At 60.4% G+C, this 17,722-nt stretch carries 16 protein-coding genes and 1 pseudogene; 8 read left to right on the forward strand and 9 right to left on the reverse strand.

Features of this window, described 5'->3' with window-relative positions; all coding sequences use genetic code 11:
- Window positions 1-29 precede the first annotated feature (29 nt).
- Both AC1ECN_RS28550 and AC1ECN_RS28555 read right to left on the reverse strand, forming a co-directional pair.
- Entirely contained in the window at window positions 30-911 is an 882-nt protein-coding gene (locus AC1ECN_RS28550; RefSeq protein ID WP_477954846.1) for a nucleotidyl transferase AbiEii/AbiGii toxin family protein, read from the reverse strand.
- A gap of 1 nt (window position 912) precedes the next feature.
- The gene (locus tag AC1ECN_RS28555) at window positions 913-1,737 is read right to left on the reverse strand and encodes a type IV toxin-antitoxin system AbiEi family antitoxin domain-containing protein (protein WP_130673876.1); all 825 of its coding nucleotides are present in this window, start codon (window positions 1,735-1,737) and stop codon (window positions 913-915) included.
- Window positions 1,738-2,371: 634 nt separating this feature from the next.
- Between AC1ECN_RS28555 and AC1ECN_RS28560 the strand changes: the two genes are divergently transcribed.
- The 8 genes from AC1ECN_RS28560 to AC1ECN_RS28595 are packed head-to-tail and all read left to right on the forward strand — an operon-like array spanning window position 2,372 to window position 10,723.
- Complete coding sequence (locus AC1ECN_RS28560) at window positions 2,372-3,406, forward strand: ABC transporter substrate-binding protein (RefSeq protein WP_130663566.1); 1,035 nt, start codon at window positions 2,372-2,374, stop codon at window positions 3,404-3,406.
- Window positions 3,407-3,412: 6 nt separating this feature from the next.
- Window positions 3,413-4,225, forward strand: a complete 813-nt coding sequence (locus tag AC1ECN_RS28565) for an ABC transporter ATP-binding protein (protein ID WP_017991931.1) — start codon at window positions 3,413-3,415, stop codon at window positions 4,223-4,225.
- Window positions 4,222-5,058 (forward strand): ABC transporter permease, encoded by an 837-nt coding sequence (locus tag AC1ECN_RS28570; protein ID WP_130663568.1) that lies wholly within the window; start codon window positions 4,222-4,224, stop codon window positions 5,056-5,058. The genes AC1ECN_RS28565 and AC1ECN_RS28570 overlap by 4 nt, the downstream gene beginning before the upstream one ends.
- A gap of 26 nt (window positions 5,059-5,084) precedes the next feature.
- Window positions 5,085-6,443, forward strand: a complete 1,359-nt coding sequence (locus AC1ECN_RS28575; protein ID WP_477954848.1) for an FAD-dependent oxidoreductase — start codon at window positions 5,085-5,087, stop codon at window positions 6,441-6,443.
- Entirely contained in the window at window positions 6,440-7,597 is a 1,158-nt protein-coding gene (locus tag AC1ECN_RS28580) for a CaiB/BaiF CoA transferase family protein (protein ID WP_130673874.1), read from the forward strand. The genes AC1ECN_RS28575 and AC1ECN_RS28580 overlap by 4 nt, the downstream gene beginning before the upstream one ends.
- On the forward strand, window positions 7,594-8,370 hold the full coding sequence (locus AC1ECN_RS28585; RefSeq protein ID WP_130673873.1) for an enoyl-CoA hydratase-related protein: 777 nt from the start codon (window positions 7,594-7,596) through the stop codon (window positions 8,368-8,370). The genes AC1ECN_RS28580 and AC1ECN_RS28585 overlap by 4 nt, the downstream gene beginning before the upstream one ends.
- Window positions 8,371-8,405: 35 nt before the next feature.
- Complete coding sequence (locus tag AC1ECN_RS28590) at window positions 8,406-9,329, forward strand: LysR family transcriptional regulator (RefSeq protein ID WP_130673872.1); 924 nt, start codon at window positions 8,406-8,408, stop codon at window positions 9,327-9,329.
- A 5-nt stretch (window positions 9,330-9,334) separates the two neighbouring features.
- Window positions 9,335-10,723, forward strand: a complete 1,389-nt coding sequence (locus AC1ECN_RS28595) for an amidohydrolase family protein (protein ID WP_130673871.1) — start codon at window positions 9,335-9,337, stop codon at window positions 10,721-10,723.
- A gap of 13 nt (window positions 10,724-10,736) precedes the next feature.
- On the opposite strand, the gene AC1ECN_RS28600 is transcribed toward AC1ECN_RS28595, so the two are convergent.
- The 7 genes and pseudogenes from AC1ECN_RS28600 to AC1ECN_RS28630 form a co-directional block, all read right to left on the reverse strand.
- Window positions 10,737-11,627 carry a dihydrodipicolinate synthase family protein gene (locus tag AC1ECN_RS28600; RefSeq protein ID WP_130673870.1) on the reverse strand — a complete coding sequence of 297 codons (891 nt, stop codon included), beginning with the start codon at window positions 11,625-11,627 and terminating at the stop codon, window positions 10,737-10,739.
- Window positions 11,628-11,663: 36 nt separating this feature from the next.
- Window positions 11,664-11,990 (reverse strand): ferredoxin, encoded by a 327-nt coding sequence (gene fdxA / locus AC1ECN_RS28605; RefSeq protein ID WP_003548346.1) that lies wholly within the window; start codon window positions 11,988-11,990, stop codon window positions 11,664-11,666.
- 271 nt (window positions 11,991-12,261) lie between these two features.
- Entirely contained in the window at window positions 12,262-13,311 is a 1,050-nt protein-coding gene (locus tag AC1ECN_RS28610) for a LacI family DNA-binding transcriptional regulator (RefSeq protein WP_130673869.1), read from the reverse strand.
- A gap of 81 nt (window positions 13,312-13,392) precedes the next feature.
- Window positions 13,393-14,432: pseudogene (locus AC1ECN_RS28615) on the reverse strand (LacI family DNA-binding transcriptional regulator).
- Window positions 14,433-14,641: 209 nt separating this feature from the next.
- A complete protein-coding gene (locus tag AC1ECN_RS28620) occupies window positions 14,642-14,938 on the reverse strand; it encodes a hypothetical protein (RefSeq protein WP_130673868.1) in 297 nt (98 codons plus the stop codon).
- Between the two features lie 255 nt (window positions 14,939-15,193).
- Complete coding sequence (locus AC1ECN_RS28625; RefSeq protein ID WP_130674122.1) at window positions 15,194-16,672, reverse strand: alginate export family protein; 1,479 nt, start codon at window positions 16,670-16,672, stop codon at window positions 15,194-15,196.
- A 349-nt stretch (window positions 16,673-17,021) separates the two neighbouring features.
- A partial coding sequence (locus AC1ECN_RS28630) for an amidohydrolase family protein (RefSeq protein ID WP_477954851.1) occupies window positions 17,022-17,722 on the reverse strand: 701 nt, incomplete at its 5' end.

Genomic DNA, 17,722 nt, shown 5'->3' on the forward strand with positions numbered 1-17,722 from the left:
ACGATGTTCCGTCATGGATAAGGCTACGTCTAGGTCTTAGGACCTTTCGCTGCCAGCRACTTTAGCGCGGCCTCCGTCAACTCGAACACGCTGCTTTGGCGGAACAGACGCTTAGCCTCGCGGAAGATGTCGTCGAATTCGGGTGTCTCCGCCATTTGAGGGTCGAGCCTCGTTTTCCAGGTGCTGCGGAGCGCCTTCTCTTTCCGCTCAAATGCCTCCATGAGGTTCTCAGCGCCGCGACCTCTGAACCGGAGCTTCTGCGCAACGGCCGATGCGAGGTGTTCCGGCTCCAGGTCGAAGTCCTCGCTCAATTTCCATATGTCGAACAGATCGCGTGGCTGATTTCGGGCGGGGTCCGTGAGGGCAAGTATCTTCTCAGTGGCCACCTCGTCGAGCGCGTAGGTTTGTACCGTCCTTCCATCCGGAAAATCGAAAGCATCGTAAGTCCGGATGATTGGCTTCGCCTCAAGGTCGAATACAAGCTTTTCGGTGCGTGTCATGTCGACTTTGAAGTTCCGTTCACGGCGCATAGGTCCAGTGTATGACATATAGAACGTGTGGCTGTTGACGTGCTGGTGATTGTCCTTGCCCCCAAACACGATCGGCATTCCGGTTTGTTCCTCAACCGCTGAGCCAATTTCCTCGAAAGCCGCCTGCACGGTGTCGAATTCGGCATCCTCAAGGAGCGTGAAGTCCAAGTCTTCCGAGAACCGATACTCGCCGAAATGGCACCTTCTAAGCGCGGTCCCGCCTTTGAACGCGATATTCTTCCCAAAGTCATGGATCGCCAGTTCGGATAGGAACCAAGATAGGGCATAATCAAGCTCAATGGTTTGGTCCGGTATCCGCCTTCCGCCGTTTTGTTTGAGAAGTTTGTTAGAAATCATAGAAAGATCGCGTTGTGCAATCACGTTAGCTAGCCCTCGCCATGCGTGTTTCTTCCTCGCTCACATTGACTCGAAGCCGCCACCTGGAGTTGAAGCGACCGTCATCCGGCATCGTGGGATCGAGAAGATGATAGGTATCCGTTAATGCCGACCTAAGGCGCTGCATGTCTTCTTCATCACCCAGGTCGCACGACGCCATCAGGAACCCAGTTCTGTTGACGACGGCCTTGGTCTTGATCTGAAGGGCGTAGTCAACGAGCTTCTTGGTCGTCACTTTTTCCTTCACCATCCATGTTCCGGCGGCGATCTCGGAGAACCCGCCGCACAGGTCTGGCCGCCTTAGACAGTCGACGATCGTTCTCTCGACATCGCTGACCATGACGTATCCGTGCTCAAGCCATTTTCGCCCAATTCCGAAAAACTGCGATATCGGAAGCCCGGTCACCCGAATCTCCGTTCCCTGAGCGAAAATGGTTTCGGGATACCGATCGGCCACGGTGATCGTGACCAGAATTTGCGGTTGCTGGGTCATTCCATGTATCGCCATTGCCGTGCCGTGGGACAGGTAGCGTTGTTTGTCCTCGAAGAGCCTGTCGGCCACGAGCCAAGGATCGCCCGCGTAGACGCTCTCCGAACCCAGCTCGAACGGCACGAGTATGTATGTGCCGCGCCTAAGTCGGGTTACGACGCCGCGCTGCTGCGCTTTTGACAGCAAGTTAGACACGGCTTTTTTCGTGCCGCCCAAAATCCGGACGGCGTCGTCCAAAGAGAAGATCGTTCTTCTCTCATCATGGAGCGCAGTAAGAAGCGAGGCAGTCGACCGGCCCAGAGTCTTCATATTTTGCATCATCTAATCCTCCTGTTGGGGGGATATGGCTGGCAAAAATATAATCGCTCTTCGTCTGGCATGCAATAGAGGGTTATAAAATGCCGAGAGAAATCCCCCTAGCAGGAGGATTCTGGCAGGTATTTTATCCCCTGGTGGCGATTCTTGTGTGAAAGAATTATAATATTCTCGTTGCAATCCTCTTGCCGGGAGGATTTTCCGGCAAAAATTATCACCAAGATCGGCGGTGGCTGGAGTGAAGGGCGTACCAAACCCATTCAATCCGTCCTCGAAAGCCCGCTCCGGCGGGCTTTTGTGTGTACCGCTCGGAAAGATGCCCAAATCAAATGCCGCGGATGTCCAAGTTTGGTTTGGAAGGCCTGAAAATTGCGTAACGATTTCGATGAATCAATCTGCAAAATGGACAAACCAAGATCGCGTAATCATCTGATAGCTCCAATACGAACAGCATTCTGAGCTTCGATGGGCGGTGTCCCCGCAGGTTCTATCCGCCTGTGTTGCCTTTTTGGCAATTCATCTAGCGAATAATTGTTCTTTATTAGAACGCCAAAATTCCCCATCTTCCCCTGGCACTCGGCAAATGAGCTTCGGTACACGACGATAAAGTCGGACCAGGGGAACAAATAGGGGAACTATTATGTCTCATTTCATGATGAACCGCCGTCGCTTCATATCCAATGTCGCAACGGTGGGCGGCCTGGCCGCAGCACAGACCCTGATCGGCGTGCGTGCCGGCCTTGCCGAAGACGTCGCCCAGGTGAAAATGCAGCTGGGCTGGCTGGCCTCCAACGGCGTGATCGGTGAAGTTGCTGCGCAGAAGAAGGGTTTCTTCAAGGAGCAGGGCGTCGAGCTGGAGATCGTTCCCGGCGGCCCGAATGTCGATGGCGTTGCCGGTGTCGCGGCGGGGCAATCGACGCTTGGCCAAATCTCGTCCAGCCCGTCGGTGATGCTGGCGCGCTCCGCCGGCATCCCCGTCAAAGCCTTCCTCGCCGGCTATCAGAAACATCCCTTCACCTATTTTTCGCTGAAGAAAGCGCCGATCCGCGAGCCGAAGGACATGATCGGCAAGACGATCGCCACGCAGCCGACGGCCTTTATCCTGCTTCGCGCCCTACTTGCCAAGAACGGCATCGCCGAGGATCAGGTGACGATGGTCAATATGGGATCGGACATGAACCAGCTTTTGACCGGTCAGGCCGACGCCGTCACCGGCTGGGTCACCAACACCAATGCCCTTTCGGTCCTGGGTGACGACCGCGTCGACATGATGCTCTGGGACGCCGGGCTGCAGCTCTATGCCAATGTGTACTACACCACCGACGAACAGCTCGACAAACATGCCGACGTGCTGGTGCGCTTCACCACGGCAGCCGCAAAGGGCTGGGGCTATGTCCGCGACCATCCGGAAGAGGCGGTCGACATGCTGATCGAGACCTATCCCAACCTTGATAAGGCAAGCGAACTCAAAGCCGTCGGCCCAATCGCGAAATTCTCCTTCGGCGACAGCACCAAGCAATTCGGCTGGGGTGCGATGAACAGGGAAAACTGGGCAGCTCAGATCAAGGCCTATGCCGACCTCAAGCAGTTCACCGGGACGGTTCCGACCATCGATGACGTTGCGAGCTTCGCCATACTCGATGCGACGGCCGATATCCGCAAGCAGGTCGGGTGAACGGCCATGACTGTCGCCGCCACCGTCAAACGGCCAGATCCGCTGCCAGCCGGCTCGCCGCTCGCCGTATCCGTCGCCAATCTGGACATCCGTTTTGGCGATAAGGACAACGAGATCACCGCTCTTTCCAACGTGTCGGTGAATATTCCCGAGGGGGCGTTCGTGACGATGCTCGGCCCTTCAGGGTGTGGAAAATCGACCCTGCTTCGCTGTATCGCCGATCTCGTGCACATCAACGGCGGTTCGGTCTCGGTGCTCGGGCGCTCGCCGCGCGAGGCACGGGAGGGCCGCGATTTCGCCTTCGTTTTCCAGGACGCCACTCTGTTGCCCTGGCGCAGCGTCATCGACAATGTCCGCCTGCCGATCGAGGTCGGCAAGCATGCAGCAGGTTCCTTTGCCGACCCGGCGGAGCTGCTGGCGATGGTCGGGCTCAAGGGGCGTGAAAACGCCTTGCCGCATGAGCTCTCCGGCGGCATGCGCCAGCGGGTCGCCATCGCCCGGGCGCTGGTCACACGCCCGCGCATCCTGCTGATGGACGAGCCCTTCGGTGCACTCGACGAGATCACCCGCGACAAGCTGAACGAGGAATTGCTGCGGCTCTGGCAGGAGACGGGCACGACAATCCTCTTTGTCACTCACTCCATCCCCGAAGCGGCCTTCCTTGGCCAGCATGTGCTGATGCTCCAGGCGCATCCAGGCCGTGTGAAGGAGTTCATGAAGGTCGATCTTCCCTATCCGCGTTCGCTCGCCATGAGAGACACGGTGGAATTCATTCAGGTGACGGCGCATCTGCGCGCTCTGCTGGAGGAATGCCTATGAGCAACGTGGTCTCTTCCGGAGCGCGCGCCGCGCCCGCATCCACGCCGCGCAAGGTCGCGATCCTCGACGCCACCCTTGGCACCCTGTCGAAAAATCTGCCGGCGATCCTGGCTGGACTCGGCCTCGTCGTGCTCTGGCAAGTGGTGATCTGGATCTTCAAGATCCCGACCTTCATGGCGCCGAGCCCCGCCGACGTCGTGCTCGCCTTTCGCGACAATGCCGCAACGCTGTGGCGAAATTTCCTGCCAACGCTGCTCGAGGCCACCCTCGGCTTCCTGTTCGGTAACCTCGTCGCCATCCTGCTGGCGGTCTGGTTCGTGCATAGCACGACGGCGGAAAAGGCATTTTACCCGATCGCCGTCTTCATCAAGGCGATCCCCATCATCGCACTTGCGCCGATCCTCGTGCTGATCTTCGGCAACGGACTGGCGCCAAAGATCATCATCGCCGGTCTGATCTGCTTCTTTCCGACGCTGGTCAACATGGTCCAGGGGTTGCGGGCGGCAAGTCCCGCCATGCTCGACCTGATGCGGGTTCTGTCCGCCACCAATTCGGAGATCCTCTGGAAAGTGCGGTTTCCGAGCTCGCTGCCTTTCCTGTTTGCCGCCCTGAAGATCGCCGCGACCAGCAGCGTCATGGGGGCGATCGTCGCAGAATGGATCGGTTCGAGTTTCGGTCTTGGCGCCCTGATCATCGAGGCCACCTATAATTTCCGCTCGCCGCTTCTCTACGCAACCGTTGTGATTGCAGCCCTTCTGGCGGTGGTCCTCTTCGCCCTGGTCTCGATCGTCGAGGCAAAGGTCGTGCGCTGGAAGCCAGCCGGATCGCATTGAGCACGCGCAACCAGGAGAAAACGACAATGATTGAGACAATCCATCAGCCTGCGCGCGACATCAAAGTGGTCGATCGTTCCGACGTCGTCGTGGTCGGTGGCGGCCCGGCCGGGATCTCGGCGGCAGTGTCGGCGGCCCGCAATGGCGCGAGCGTGACCTTGCTGGAGCGCTATCCTTATGTCGGCGGCCTCGCCGCCGGCGGCATGGTGCTGGTGCTCGACGATATGATCAACGAGCTCGAGATTACCGTGCGCGGCATCTGCATGGAAATGATCGAGCGCATGAAGCTCTGGGGTCTGTGCGTCACGCCGACGGACCGCGACCGTCTGATCGAGTTCCGCGATACGCCGGATGCCTGGCAGCGCTGGGCGCGCTGGGGACTGTTCGATTTTCACACGCAGTCCATGCCGCATCCGATCTGCTTTTCTGCTGCTTTCGATCCCGACGCCTTCAAACGTGCCGCTTATGACATTCTGGCTCTTGCTGGCGTCAAACTCAGAACCCATAGCTGGTTCTCCTCCGCGATCGTTGAAGGTAAGACGATCAGGGGCGTGATCTGCCAGACCAAGGCAGGCATGGAAGCAATCCTTGGTGATGTCGTCATCGATACAACGGGTGATCTCGATGTCGCCGCCAGCGCCGGCGCTTCGCATGTCGAATCCAACTTTATCCTGACGACGGTTTCCCGCTGGGGCGGCGTTGATACCGACGCAGCCGAGCGGTTCGAGCGTGAGGACCCGGAGGCCTTCAAGCTGGTCGATCATGAGGCCAAGCGCCTGATCGGCGGGTGCTGGTCCTTCTGGTGGCTGAAGACGCCGCTGCCCGGCATTGTCTGGCTCAACTGCCCGCATATGCCGAAACTGAGTGGCCTCAAGGTGGAGGATCTGACCCAGGCGGAGCTGGAAGGTCGCGCCCGCATCGCCCGTTTGCTGGATTTCGCGCGTGAAAAAATGCCGGGCTTTGAAAATGCCTATGTCGTCGATTTCGCCCCGCAGACCGGCGTCCGCCAGACCCGGCTCCTGGAAGGCGACTATGTCGTGACGAAGGACGATGTCATGAGCCGGCGGCACTTCGCCGATACGGTCTGCCGTGGCCGTGATTATTACACGCCGTATCGGGCAATGCTGCCGAAGGAGATCGACCAGTTGATCGTCGCCGGCCGTCATTATTCGGCGACGCCGCAGGCACAGAAGGCCAGCCGCGAAATTCCGCCCTGCATGGCCATGGGCGAGGCAGCAGGCGTTGCCGCTGTCGTCGCACTCAATGCCGGTACGACCGTGCGCAAGGCCGACACCAAGGCAATTCAGAAACAGATGCGGGCGCAGGGGGCCGATCCTGGCGACGTACCATCCGAAAACGCTACCTATCTGGAGGCCGCAGAATGACCATCCTTCCCCTCGACGGCATTCGCGTCATCGATTTCACGCAAGTCATGCTCGGCCCCTCCTGCACCCAGGTGCTGGCCGACTATGGCGCCGAAGTCATCAAGATCGAAAAGGTCCGTATCGGCGATCTCTCCCGTTGGTCGCTCGGCTCCGATCCGGATGGCCTGAACAACCCGGTCTTCTGCTCGTTGAACCGCAACAAGAAGAGCCTGGCACTCGACCTGAAGCAGCCCGAGGCGCGCGAAACCGTGCTCACATTGCTCGAGACGGCCGATGTCGTCGTCAACAACTTCCGTCCTGGCGTCATGGAGCGCATGGGCTTCGGCTTCGAGGACCTGAAGAAGATCAACAGGAAACTGATTTATGCGGTTGGCACCGGCTTCGGCCTGACCGGCCCTTACCAGCACAAGGGTGGACAGGACGTGCTGGCGCAGGCTGTATCGGGCGTCATGCGCCGCAAGTCGGACAGCAGCCACCCGACGTCGATCTATGCCACGCCGCTTGCCGATTATTCCGCCGGCATGCATCTGGTTCAGGGCATCCTCCTGGCGCTCCTGCAGCGCGACAAGACCGGCGAAGGCCAGCAGGTCGCCGTCAGCCTGTATAATTCCATGCTCGCCATGCAGATGCAGGAGGGGACGACGCATCTGATGCGTCAAAGAGACCTCAACTGGGGCGCCTTCCCGCTGACCGGCGTGTTCGAAACCACTGACGGTGCCATCGTCATGGTCGGCGCGTTCAAGCAGAACCCGCTTCAGGACATCTGCAACGCGCTTGAGATCGAGGATCTGTCGCAGTACCCGCATTACAAGGATTTCGACGCGCAGATGGCGCGGCGACCGGAACTGCAAACGATCTTCCGCGACAATTTCGCGAAAAACACCACGGCGCATTGGCTGCAGCGCCTGGAGGACGTCGACATCCTCTGCGCGCCTGTCCGCTCCCTGCCGGAAGCGTTGAAGGATGAGCAGACGATCATCAACAAGATGATCCTGGAGGCCGGCGAGACGGCAGCCGGCCCGATCCGCCTCATCGGCTCGCCGATCGACATGTCGGCGGCTGAGGTCGCGGTGCGCATTTCGCCGCCGCAGCTCGGCCAGCACAATGACGAGATCCTCGGCTCTCTCGGCAGGTTGCAGGGAAATGCGGCATGAGTGTCGGGTTTTCCGTCGGAGATCGTGTCGCCCGCGTCACCCTGGATCGTCCCGACCGCATGAATGCGGTGGATGCCGCGACGGAGCAGGAGCTGGAGACGATCTGGCGCGAGATCGAAGCGCGCGACGACATCAGCTGCGTCGTCCTGACCGGAGCCGGGGAAAGAGCCTTTTGCGCCGGCGCCGATCTGAAGGGCGGGAGCGGTAGCTCCGGCCTCGATTATTGGGCGGCGAGCCGGGTGAATGGCTTCGGCGGGCTGGCGTTTCGCCGGTCTCTCGATGTGCCTGTCATCGCCCGCGTCAATGGCTTTGCACTCGGTGGCGGCTTCGAGATGGTGCTCGGTTGCGACATCGTCATTGCCGCGGAAACGGCTCGTTTCGGCCTGCCGGAAGCCCGCGTCGGGCGCATGCCGCTGGATGGCGGCATGGTGCTCTTGCAACGAAAGATCGCCTTCAACCGGGCGATGGCCGTCATGCTGACCGGCCGGCAGTTTAGTGCCGCCGAGATGGCGGGGTTCGGGGTTGTCAACGAGGTGGTTCCTGCGGCCGAGCTGGATGCGGCCGTCGATCGCTGGGTTGCCGATATCGTTGCCTGCGCGCCGCTGTCACTGCACGCGATCAAGCAGACGGTGAACCGGACCGGTCATCTGAGCCCCGCAGAGGCACAGGCCTTGCGGACGCCGGCGCTGGTCAAGGCGCTGCAAAGCGAGGATGCGCTGGAGGGCGTTGCCGCCTTCCAGCAGAAACGGGCGCCCGTTTGGCGGGGACGATGAGCATGGTATAGCTTCCGGCATATCGAGGGGCTCTCATGCACGCCAGTATCTTGAAATATTTCGCTGAAGTCGCGCGTTCAGGGTCGATCCGCAAGGCATCGGACGAATTGCATGTGGCGACCTCGGCCGTCAGCCGGCAGATCAAGAAGCTGGAGGACGAGCTCGGAGCACCGCTGTTTGAACGTTTCTCCGACGGCCTGCGATTGACGGCGGCCGGCGAGATCGTGCTGAAGCATGCCAAGGACACGCTGCTGAAATACGAGATCATGAAATCCGATCTCGGCGACCTCCAGGGCAAGTGCGCCGGCCGGGTCCATATCGCCTCCCTCGATAGTCTCGCCATCCAGTTCCTGCCGGAATTCGTGATGGGCTTTAACAGGTGGCATCCGGCGGTCGACTTTCGCATCCGCTATGACAACTACACCAGCATTTTTCATTTTCTGGCCGACGGCGATGCCGATATCGGCGTCACCTTCGATCTTGCCCGGCCGCATGACATCAAGCTAGTCTACGGCGTTCCGATGCCGCTGATGGCGATGGTGTCGCGCAATCATCCGCTGGCGCGGCAGAAGTCGGTGACGCTGCAGGAATGCGCGCAGTTCAAGCTGCTGCTGCAGCTCGACAATGAGGTCATGAGCTCGATGATCGCCGTCGAGCTCGGTGCGCTCAACCGTGTCGGCCGTACGCTGGTGGCGACCAACAATCAGATGATGCTCAAGCCGCTGATCCTGTCAGGCGAGGGTGTCGCCTTCTTCACGCCGCTCGGTCTTCTGGACGAGCTCGATGCCGGAGAGGTCGTTGCCCTGCACATCGCCGGCTCGCAATTGCACAATCTGCAGGTCGGCATCGTCGTGCCGCGTCAACGCCAGCTTACCCATGCAACCGAGGTGGTGATCGAGTCGATGAGCGTCGAGCTGAAGAAGTTCAGCGACAAGATCCATGCCGTGATCCAGAGGTAGAGAAGATGACCCCCTCAGCCCGGTTGCTGCTTCGCCCCAGCCATCAGCCTGCGGAGCGTTTTGATGGGGCCGCACGGTTTCCGGTCGCGCAAAGCGTGCTTGCCGCGCTCGGCCCGGGCGACCTGGTGATGCCGTCGCCCGTCAACGCCCATGACCACGGATATGGTATCCGCACGCTCGATTTCGGCGCCGTCGACGATGCTCTCGAGGTCTGGATACCGGGCATGCGCCTGCGGCCGCGAACCGATGCCTATCTGGAAGCGCTGGTGGCGTTCGCGCGCCTGGCGCAAACCGGTGTGGGCGCGACGATGCATTGCCACAACTCGCTGAATATCAATCGGCTCGGCGATGAAGCAGCCGCCGTCATCCGCGCCGCGGGGGACGTCGGCATTCGCCTGGGATTGTCCTGCCCGCTGCTCGATTTCGACCCTTGGGCCTATGGCGGCGGGCCGGAGAAGTTGAAGCCATTGCTGAGCGAGGACGACTGGCAGGCTCTGTCGCCGAGCATCCCGGCCTATGCGCCGGTCGCCGAACAGATCGCCGCCGTCGACGCGGTGGCGGCGACAAATTCCAATCCGATGGTCGATATTCAGTACGGGCCGGTCGGTCCACAATGGTGTTCCAACGCCCTGCTGGAGGCGATCGCCGAAGCATCTGCAGCCAACGGCCGGCGCATCCACATGCATCTTCTGGAAAGCCCCCGGCAGCGGCAATGGCTGGATCGCCGCTTTCCGCAAGGCATCGTCCGCTACCTCGACGAAATCGGTTTCCTGTCGTCGCGGCTGGCGGTTGCCCATGGCGTGCAGTTGCAGCCGGCGGAATGCGAGCTTCTGGCGGAAAGGGGCGTGCAGCTCGTCAGCAATCCCTCGGCCAATCTGCGCCTGCGCTCCGGCATTGCGCCGATTTCGCTCGTGGCAGAGAAAGGGCCGGCTCTTGCCATTGGCCTCGACGGGTCAGGCTTTGACGACGATCAGGATCTCTGGCGCGAAATGCGGCTTATCCACCTTCTGCATGGCGGACGCGAGCTCAATCGCCGGTTCACCGCCGACCAGATTTTCGATGCCGCCATTCACATTGGTGCCAAGGTGCTCAACGCACCGCCCGGCCAGGATTTCGTGGTGATCGATTATGATGCCCTGACGGCTGACAGCCTGTTTGACGATATCGATGAGGCCGAGGTGCTGTTGACCCGCATGACATCAGCCCAGGCCAAGGGGCTATTCGTCGATGGGCGCGAGATCATGTGGGACGGTCGTTTGACCACCGTCGATTTTGATGGAGCGCGGCGGGAACTGCGCGAGCAGGCAAGGGCCGATTTGCCCCGCCTCCGGCGCGAACGGCAGCTTGCCGGGAGTCTGTCGGCTGCAATCCGAAGCTACTACTCGCGGTGGTGAGAAGGTCGGGTACCTAGCCTGCGCTCGTCAACTCGGCGGCGATCGTGTCCAGCGCGTCCAGGCTTGCCGCTTCAGCGACTTTCAGGTTCGGTGGCAATACATTGCCCCATACCGCATGCCCCGTCCGTTTGCCGACGAGATATTTAACCGCCGGAATGAGCGGGTGAGCGGCGATTGCCTGTCTGAGGTTTCTGACCCTATCGAGGGTCGCCTGATCGCTCTGGTTCTTCCAAAGCCGTGCCGAGGATTGCGGGTCGATATTGACGGTTGCCGAAATGCAGCCGGCGAAATTATCCTTTTCCGCCTCGGCAAGAGCTGCCTCGTTGCTCGGGAAGACGGCAAAGCCGGGAATTCGTGCGAGCTTGCGGGCATAGTCCAGATTGCCTGAACTATCCTTTGCGCCGCAGATGCGCTCGGGAAACATTTGGATGAGTTTTGCTGCCAGGGCAGGGGAGAACTCGATGCCTGTCAGCTGCGGGAAATTGTAGAGATAGAGGCCAACAGGCGTTTCGGCTGTCCCTCGAATGAGCTGATCGAACCAGGCAAAAAGCCCTTCATCCGGGACCGGCTTGTAGTAGTAAGGCGGCAGGACGAGCGCGGCGGCATAACCCAGCTCATAAGCCTGCCGTGTCAAGGCGATCGTCGTTTCAAGATCGGGCGTTCCGGTGCCCACCATCATCCTGCCGCCGTCGAGGCCCTTTGCGGCGGCGACCATGAGCGCGCTTCTTTGCACGGAGGAGAGCGCGTTGGCCTCGCCCGTCGTTCCCAGCACATTGAGAAGATCGCATCCTTCCGCCAGGCACCAGCGGCCGTGCTCAAGGAAAGCATCCACGTCGACGGTTCTGTTTTCGGTGAAGGGGGTCGGTACGGCTGCGACGACGCCACCGATCTTTGCTGCTGTCATGTCGACTTCCGTTCTCGATTACGAGGCCCGTCTTGATCAGGCTCTTTCATAGGCGGCGACGAGCGGGTGATCGCGATTGGTCGTATGGTTTTTGTCCCATCCGCCGGGCGAGCCCCAGTTGGTGACGTCGGGGCCGAAAAAGTCCTGATTGACGGCTTTGAACTGAACTCGGCCCTGCGGAATTTCCTCGTCCCATGAAATTGCATCGACCGGACAGACCGACAGGCAGAGACCGCAATTGATGCACTCGCCTGGGTGTATGTAGAACATCCGTCCGCCTTCGTAGATGCAGTCCACGGGACAGGCGACCGTGCAATCGCCATCCTTAACGTCGATACAGGGATCGGTAATGACATAGGCCATCCGGCGGTACCTCACTCTTCGCTTGAGACGAATATGGCAAAGGACGGCGTTGCGAAAAAGCGCTGATTTTCGATGTTTTGATTGCCGAAAAGGCAACGCGACAGCCTTGCGACCAGCAGCGCCGCACGCCCCGAAGCTGAAGTCGCCTTTGCAGCAAGCCGCAGCTGGGGTGATGGCTAAGTATCCGGCGTAGGTAGCAGGATGCGATACATCCATTGGGATCTGGTAAGTAGCGCCGGTGCTGATCATGCTTGACGGTTTTCGGACGATATCATGCTCGATTTCTTTGATTGAGCGTGAAAGCGTCGCTTTCGCCTGGAACGAGTTCCAGCGGCCAGATCCTATTGCGGGCGCCCTGCGGATAATGATCGGCATAGGCCGGCATGGTGGCGAGCAGGGTTTCGCCGAGCTGCGCGCCGAGATCGCGCAGCGACATGCGGAAGGAGGTCAGCGTCGGCTGCAGGAAAAGCGTGCGCGGCTCCTCGCGGAAACCGACGACGGCGAGGTCACGGCCGGGCACGACGCCGGCCTCGGCAAGCCGGCGGTAAAGCCCGATCGCCATCAGTTCGTGGATCAGGATGATCGCGGTCGGCCGCTCTTCGATCATCAGCAATTCATGGCCGGCCTGATAACCGCCCTGTTCGCTCGACTTGACACGGATGACGAGGGCCGGGTCGAAGGGGATGCCGTGCCGTTGCAGTGCCTGGCGGTAGGCGTCGAGGAAGAGGTAGCCGAGATTGATGTCGGAGGAGGGGACAGCCACGGCGATCCGCCGATGGCCTTTGGCGACCAGCCGGTCGACGCCGCGCGTCGCCACGCCCTCGAAATCGAGATCCATCCAGGTGTAGCTGCCGCCCGACGCGCTGCGGCCAAGCGCCACAAAGGGGATGCGGGCCTTTTCCAGAAGCTCGATGCGCCTATCGGTGCGTCGTGTCGCAGAGATGATCAGCGCGTCGACAAGCCGGCGCGCCACCATGCGCTTCAGATATTCGTGCGGGTCCTCGTCATCGGGGCAGGGCAGCATGACGAGATCGAGCTTGTGGCGGGAAAAGACCCTCTGCAGCCCGTCGGTGACGCCAAGGAAGAAATCGTCGCTGTTTTCGACCGTCTCGCGGCTCACCTCGAGCATCAGCCCGATGACGTTGGTCGTGCCCTGGCGAAGGCTGCGGCCCGACTGGTTGGCGACGTAACCGAGCTCCTCGGCGGCGGCGAGCACGCGCCGGCGCGTTTCCTCGTTGACGTCGGGCTTGCCGTTCAGCGCACGGGACACCGTTCCGATCGAAATGTCGAGATGCTCGGCGAGCTGGCGGATGCCCTTCATGTTCGACGATTTTCCTCCCCACCGGATCGCGTTTATCCTTTCTTGCCACAGGATGGCGCCTGCGAAAAGCCGGGGGAGGGATTAGGGTCTGAAGCTCTGGCGGATGACGAGCTCCGGAATGACGCGTTCGTAACCTGGAGGCGCATCAGGATTTTCAAGCCGCCGTTCCATCAGCTCGACGGCGCGCTGCGCCATGGTCAGCGGATCCTGGCGGAAGGTTGTCAGCCGGTAGCTCAGCCAGGAGGATTCCGGCACGTCGTCAAAGCCGATGACGGCGACATCCTCAGGGATGCGCAGCTGCGTTTCCAGGCGCAAGACATCCATCAGTCCGAAGGCGATCTGGTCGTTGGCGCAGAAAACGGCGTCGGGCTTTATTGCCTCCGAGAAGAGCGCGCGTGCGGCGGTAACGCCGCCATCATAGTCGGAATCGCCGCCGCGCCCGACGACGACGGATACACCGAGCGACTCGGCCGTCGACAGGAAGGCGCTTTCGCGCTCGACGATGCTGGGCGTTCCCGTGTTGGAGCCGATGACCGCCAGCCGCCGTCTGCCGCTTTCGTAAAAGGCCGTCGCCGCCTTGCGGGAGGCCTCGGAGTTGCCGGCGCGCACATGGTCGGCGTCGGGTTCCGAACGGCCGATCACGACGAGCGGCTGGCCATTTCGCTGCGCGAGTTCGAAGAAACTTGCCGGCGGCGAGCCGGACAGGATGATGATCGCCTCGGCACGGTGGCCGATCAGCATTTTCTGGGCGGCGAGCAGCTCGGCTTCCGTCTGGCCGGTATTGATGAGGATCGGGATGCTGCCGCGTTTGATCAGGCATTTGGCAAGCGCTGCCGCCAGATGCGCGCGAAAACCCACCTCCGGCCGGGTCGCGACGATGCCGACCAGGCGGCTCTGATTGGCAAGCACGCCGCGCGCCAGGTCGTTGACGTGGTAGCCGAGTTCTTGCGCCGCCTGCAGCACCTTTTCGCGCGTTGCAGGCGCCACGCTGGCACCCGGCGTGAAGGTGCGCGACACGGCGGAGCGCGAAACCCCGCCAATTGCGCCACCTGCTCGGCGCTGACGAAGCGCATGCGTTCTTTCTTTGGCGTCTTGCCGCCATTCACTGGACCATCATTCATCGGCTTCAGCTATTGGTCGTCTCTAACAGCCGGATGACAGGCAGCCGCATGGCAGTCAGAAATTTTGCTACGCAGAATGACTGCGAACGAACCGCAATGGCCCGAGGCGGGACAATGGTCGTCACAAAGAAAAACCGAGGCTGCCGGATGGAGCCTCGGTGGAAGGACGAAAATCAGCGGCGACCACAAATGGTCCCGGTTTGAACCCGCTACTCGCAGACCCGCACGGTTTCGGTATGATAACCGCCGTCGTAGCGATTACGGACATCGCGGTCTTCATACCAGCATCTCGGCGCGGGTTCGACATAGCGAGGGCCATCGACATAGCGAGGACCGCTATTGGCGATTGCGCCTCCAATCAGCCCGCCGACGACGCCTGCGGCAACGCCGCCGGCGATGGCTCGGCCGGTATTATCGTGATGATGGTGATCGCGGGCGGCAGCAGGCTGAATAGCCGATCCAACAAGGGCCGTCGCGATCAACAGGCTGCTAATAACTCTCTTCATGGCATTCTCCTCAGGTGGCACTCGCCCCGGATAAGAGAGAAATGCGGCAGCAACGCGTTTGTTCGTTCAAACTTTGCGACAGGCATTAATGCACGCCCGAGATTAGAGCGTGGTGCGTCCTTTTGGACGCACAAAGGACGCTCCAACACTTTCAATCCGCGCATCGTGCTTTCCGAACATCGATTCCGATTTTCGGGCCGATGCGCTGGGATCAGGACTCTTTCGCAAGGCGAAAGGCCGGCATTGGTGCATCTGCTACCATGAGAATTTCAATTCCGCTCGAAAGTAGTTGCTGTCACGGCCTCCGGCGTTGCGAAGCGCCGAGCCGACCTGGTAATGGACAGCCTCCAGCGACCCCGTGAGATTGGGATTGAAGCGGTAGTCCGCCTTGACCTGCCCATAAGCTCCGGTCCATGCCGGCCCGTTACCCGCCGTGCCAGCGACGGGAACGCTTGGCAGGGTGTAGACGGCGTCCTGTGTCGTCTGTCTCCAGAGCAGTCCGACCCCGGCCATCAGGATCAGGTCTTCTGTCGGCTGAACGGTAATCGACGGTTTGAGGTGAATGAGGTTGACGTATCCGGTATGACCGCCGAGTGAGAAATAGAACCCGTTTGGAAACAGTGGATTGAAGGTGCCAAGCGTGCCGTCGCCCGCATCACGGTCGCCCGACGCCACGTCGAACTGCAGACCGATCCGCGGCGACCAGCTTACATTCTGGAAGGTATAGCCGGTTCTCGCTCCCAGCGCCCAGGCCAAGATATCGGCCGAACCGACCTTCCCGACCTGTCCCATCGCTTCCGCATCCCAGTCGAAACCGGCATATTTGCCGGCCGATCGGATATCAAGCACGTGCCTGTCCTCCTCCCCCGACGCGGTGAGAAAAGTGGCATCCTTGCGCTGATAAAGTGCGTAATAGGCGGATGCCTCGATCGTCGGCGAGAGCTGCCGCTCGACGCGGACCCCGCTGAACAGCACGTCGCCGTTTGATCGATCGTCGAAAGGGTGGTCATCCCGATACTGAACAGGCTGGCTGGCAAGACCGTAGAAGCGCCATGCATCCGTCTCCCACCCGGCCCAGACCGCATCGAAAGACTGGCGGACATTCGGCCCATCGCGCACCGATACGAACCGCTCCAGGTCGAACGCGAAGTCTTGGCGACCGACCCTTGCCCTGAACGTTCCCGCGTCAGTCTCCTGCGTGTAGCCGATGAATGCCAGCCGAAGGTCAAATCGGTTTGCGTCGTTGGGGCCGACCACCGTCTTGTCGAAGGCACGCACATCCTCGAACTGCGTGAACAGTTGCCAGTTTTCATTCAGGTGAGCGTCGATGTGGAACTGCGCGCGCTGTAACCAATAGGAATCTCTGGGGTTCGCCGGCACGGTTCCGAAAGCCGGCGCATCACTGACTTCGAAGATTTCGCGTAGATTGAGCCCTAACGAGATGTAGCTGTCGGGATTGGAGGGAAACAACGGAATGTATTTGAGACTATCCAGTGGCTGAGTCCGCAGTTTCGGATCCGCAAGAAGCGACCAGTCCTCCTGCGACCGGTCGGCTTTTATCGAGGGCCTCTCCTGCTCCAAGAGAAAATCATCCGCTGCCAGGGCTGACCGGTCGTCCCATTGAGCAAAGGCAAGAGCGGCAAGCGAAAGCAGGAGTGACCGCGCCTTGGATACGGACCGAAGACTGAGCGCTATTGAAAGACGCGAGGTGACGCATCTTTGTCGGTCGATCATCTGCTTGCCATTCAGCCTTCGGCCCATAGCCACATCCTGTGTTATTTTTTTTCATGGGTGATCGCCGCCGTCCGCCACTGGCACGGCGAAGCACGAGGCGTTTGAGACGAGATGACGAGGCTGGAACCAACGTGGCTCTTCGAGATGCCTCGTCCGAGGTCTCATCAACCCTACTTTTAATCAGTGCGCGCTCGTGATCGTCGGCACTCGGGTGTTGAGCAGCTGCTGTTCCCACATATAGGCGATGGTGCTTCCGCCGCAGCAGGGTACGGCCAGGCGGCGAAACCGGAGTCCAACGGGCTTCTGCAACGGAACTGTTGGGAAAGCGGGGAGAACCTGTCAGCTGGGTTCATTTTTCCCCATGATAGCTGCCGAAGTATTTTATGGGTGACCAAGCCGGAAGGATCTCGGGCAGTTTTGGCGATAGAGCGCTATAGTCCTGCGCACCAAACACGACCTCTCCGTCCATGATAGTGAGCACAGAAGAGATGGATTTGATCTGATCTTCCGACACGGTGAAGTAATCCCTGTCGAGCACAACAAAGTCCGCCAGGTATCCGGGGGCGATTACGCCCATTTCGGATTCTGTATTCATGAACCACGCTGCACCATTGGTAAAAAGTTTCAGCGCCTCGGTGCGGGATAGGCGATTGTCCTCGGCAAGAATTTCGGATCCGGACACAGACTTGCCAGATACCATCCAACTTACAGCCACCCAAGGGTTGAACGTGGCCGCCCGGAAGGCGTCGGTGGTCATGGCCAGCGGCATGCCGCTATCGACGAGCATGCGCAGACGCGGCGTCTCCAACGCCTTCTCGCGGCCGTATGTCCTGATGAAACCATCGCCGTGCAGCGCCATTTTGGCGTCCAGGGCAATTCCGCCACCCAGCTTTTTCACCCGCTCAATGTTCTGCGGGCTAATGGTCTCAGCGTGCTCGAGACTCCATTTCWGGCCATCGAGCGGGGTCGTTTCGTTCACCTTCTCCAGAGCGTCGAGAAAGGGGGAGATGTTCTCGTTGTAGCTGACGTGCATGCGAAACGGGATACGCC

The organism is Rhizobium sp. 01N447_2, assembly GCF_056399245.1.

Coding starts and splice junctions, on each gene's coding strand:
- AC1ECN_RS28620 (WP_130673868.1), bottom strand. CDS start 14,938: ATGAAGAGAGTTATTAGCAGCCTGTTGATCGCGACGGCCCTTGTTGGA.
- AC1ECN_RS28595 (WP_130673871.1), top strand. CDS start 9,335: ATGACCCCCTCAGCCCGGTTGCTGCTTCGCCCCAGCCATCAGCCTGCG.
- fdxA (WP_003548346.1), bottom strand. CDS start 11,990: ATGGCCTATGTCATTACCGATCCCTGTATCGACGTTAAGGATGGCGAT.
- AC1ECN_RS28570 (WP_130663568.1), top strand. CDS start 4,222: ATGAGCAACGTGGTCTCTTCCGGAGCGCGCGCCGCGCCCGCATCCACG.
- AC1ECN_RS28625 (WP_130674122.1), bottom strand. CDS start 16,672: ATGATCGACCGACAAAGATGCGTCACCTCGCGTCTTTCAATAGCGCTC.
- AC1ECN_RS28560 (WP_130663566.1), top strand. CDS start 2,372: ATGTCTCATTTCATGATGAACCGCCGTCGCTTCATATCCAATGTCGCA.
- AC1ECN_RS28610 (WP_130673869.1), bottom strand. CDS start 13,311: ATGAAGGGCATCCGCCAGCTCGCCGAGCATCTCGACATTTCGATCGGA.
- AC1ECN_RS28580 (WP_130673874.1), top strand. CDS start 6,440: ATGACCATCCTTCCCCTCGACGGCATTCGCGTCATCGATTTCACGCAA.
- AC1ECN_RS28555 (WP_130673876.1), bottom strand. CDS start 1,737: ATGATGCAAAATATGAAGACTCTGGGCCGGTCGACTGCCTCGCTTCTT.
- AC1ECN_RS28600 (WP_130673870.1), bottom strand. CDS start 11,627: ATGACAGCAGCAAAGATCGGTGGCGTCGTCGCAGCCGTACCGACCCCC.
- AC1ECN_RS28585 (WP_130673873.1), top strand. CDS start 7,594: ATGAGTGTCGGGTTTTCCGTCGGAGATCGTGTCGCCCGCGTCACCCTG.
- AC1ECN_RS28565 (WP_017991931.1), top strand. CDS start 3,413: ATGACTGTCGCCGCCACCGTCAAACGGCCAGATCCGCTGCCAGCCGGC.
- AC1ECN_RS28575 (WP_477954848.1), top strand. CDS start 5,085: ATGATTGAGACAATCCATCAGCCTGCGCGCGACATCAAAGTGGTCGAT.
- AC1ECN_RS28590 (WP_130673872.1), top strand. CDS start 8,406: ATGCACGCCAGTATCTTGAAATATTTCGCTGAAGTCGCGCGTTCAGGG.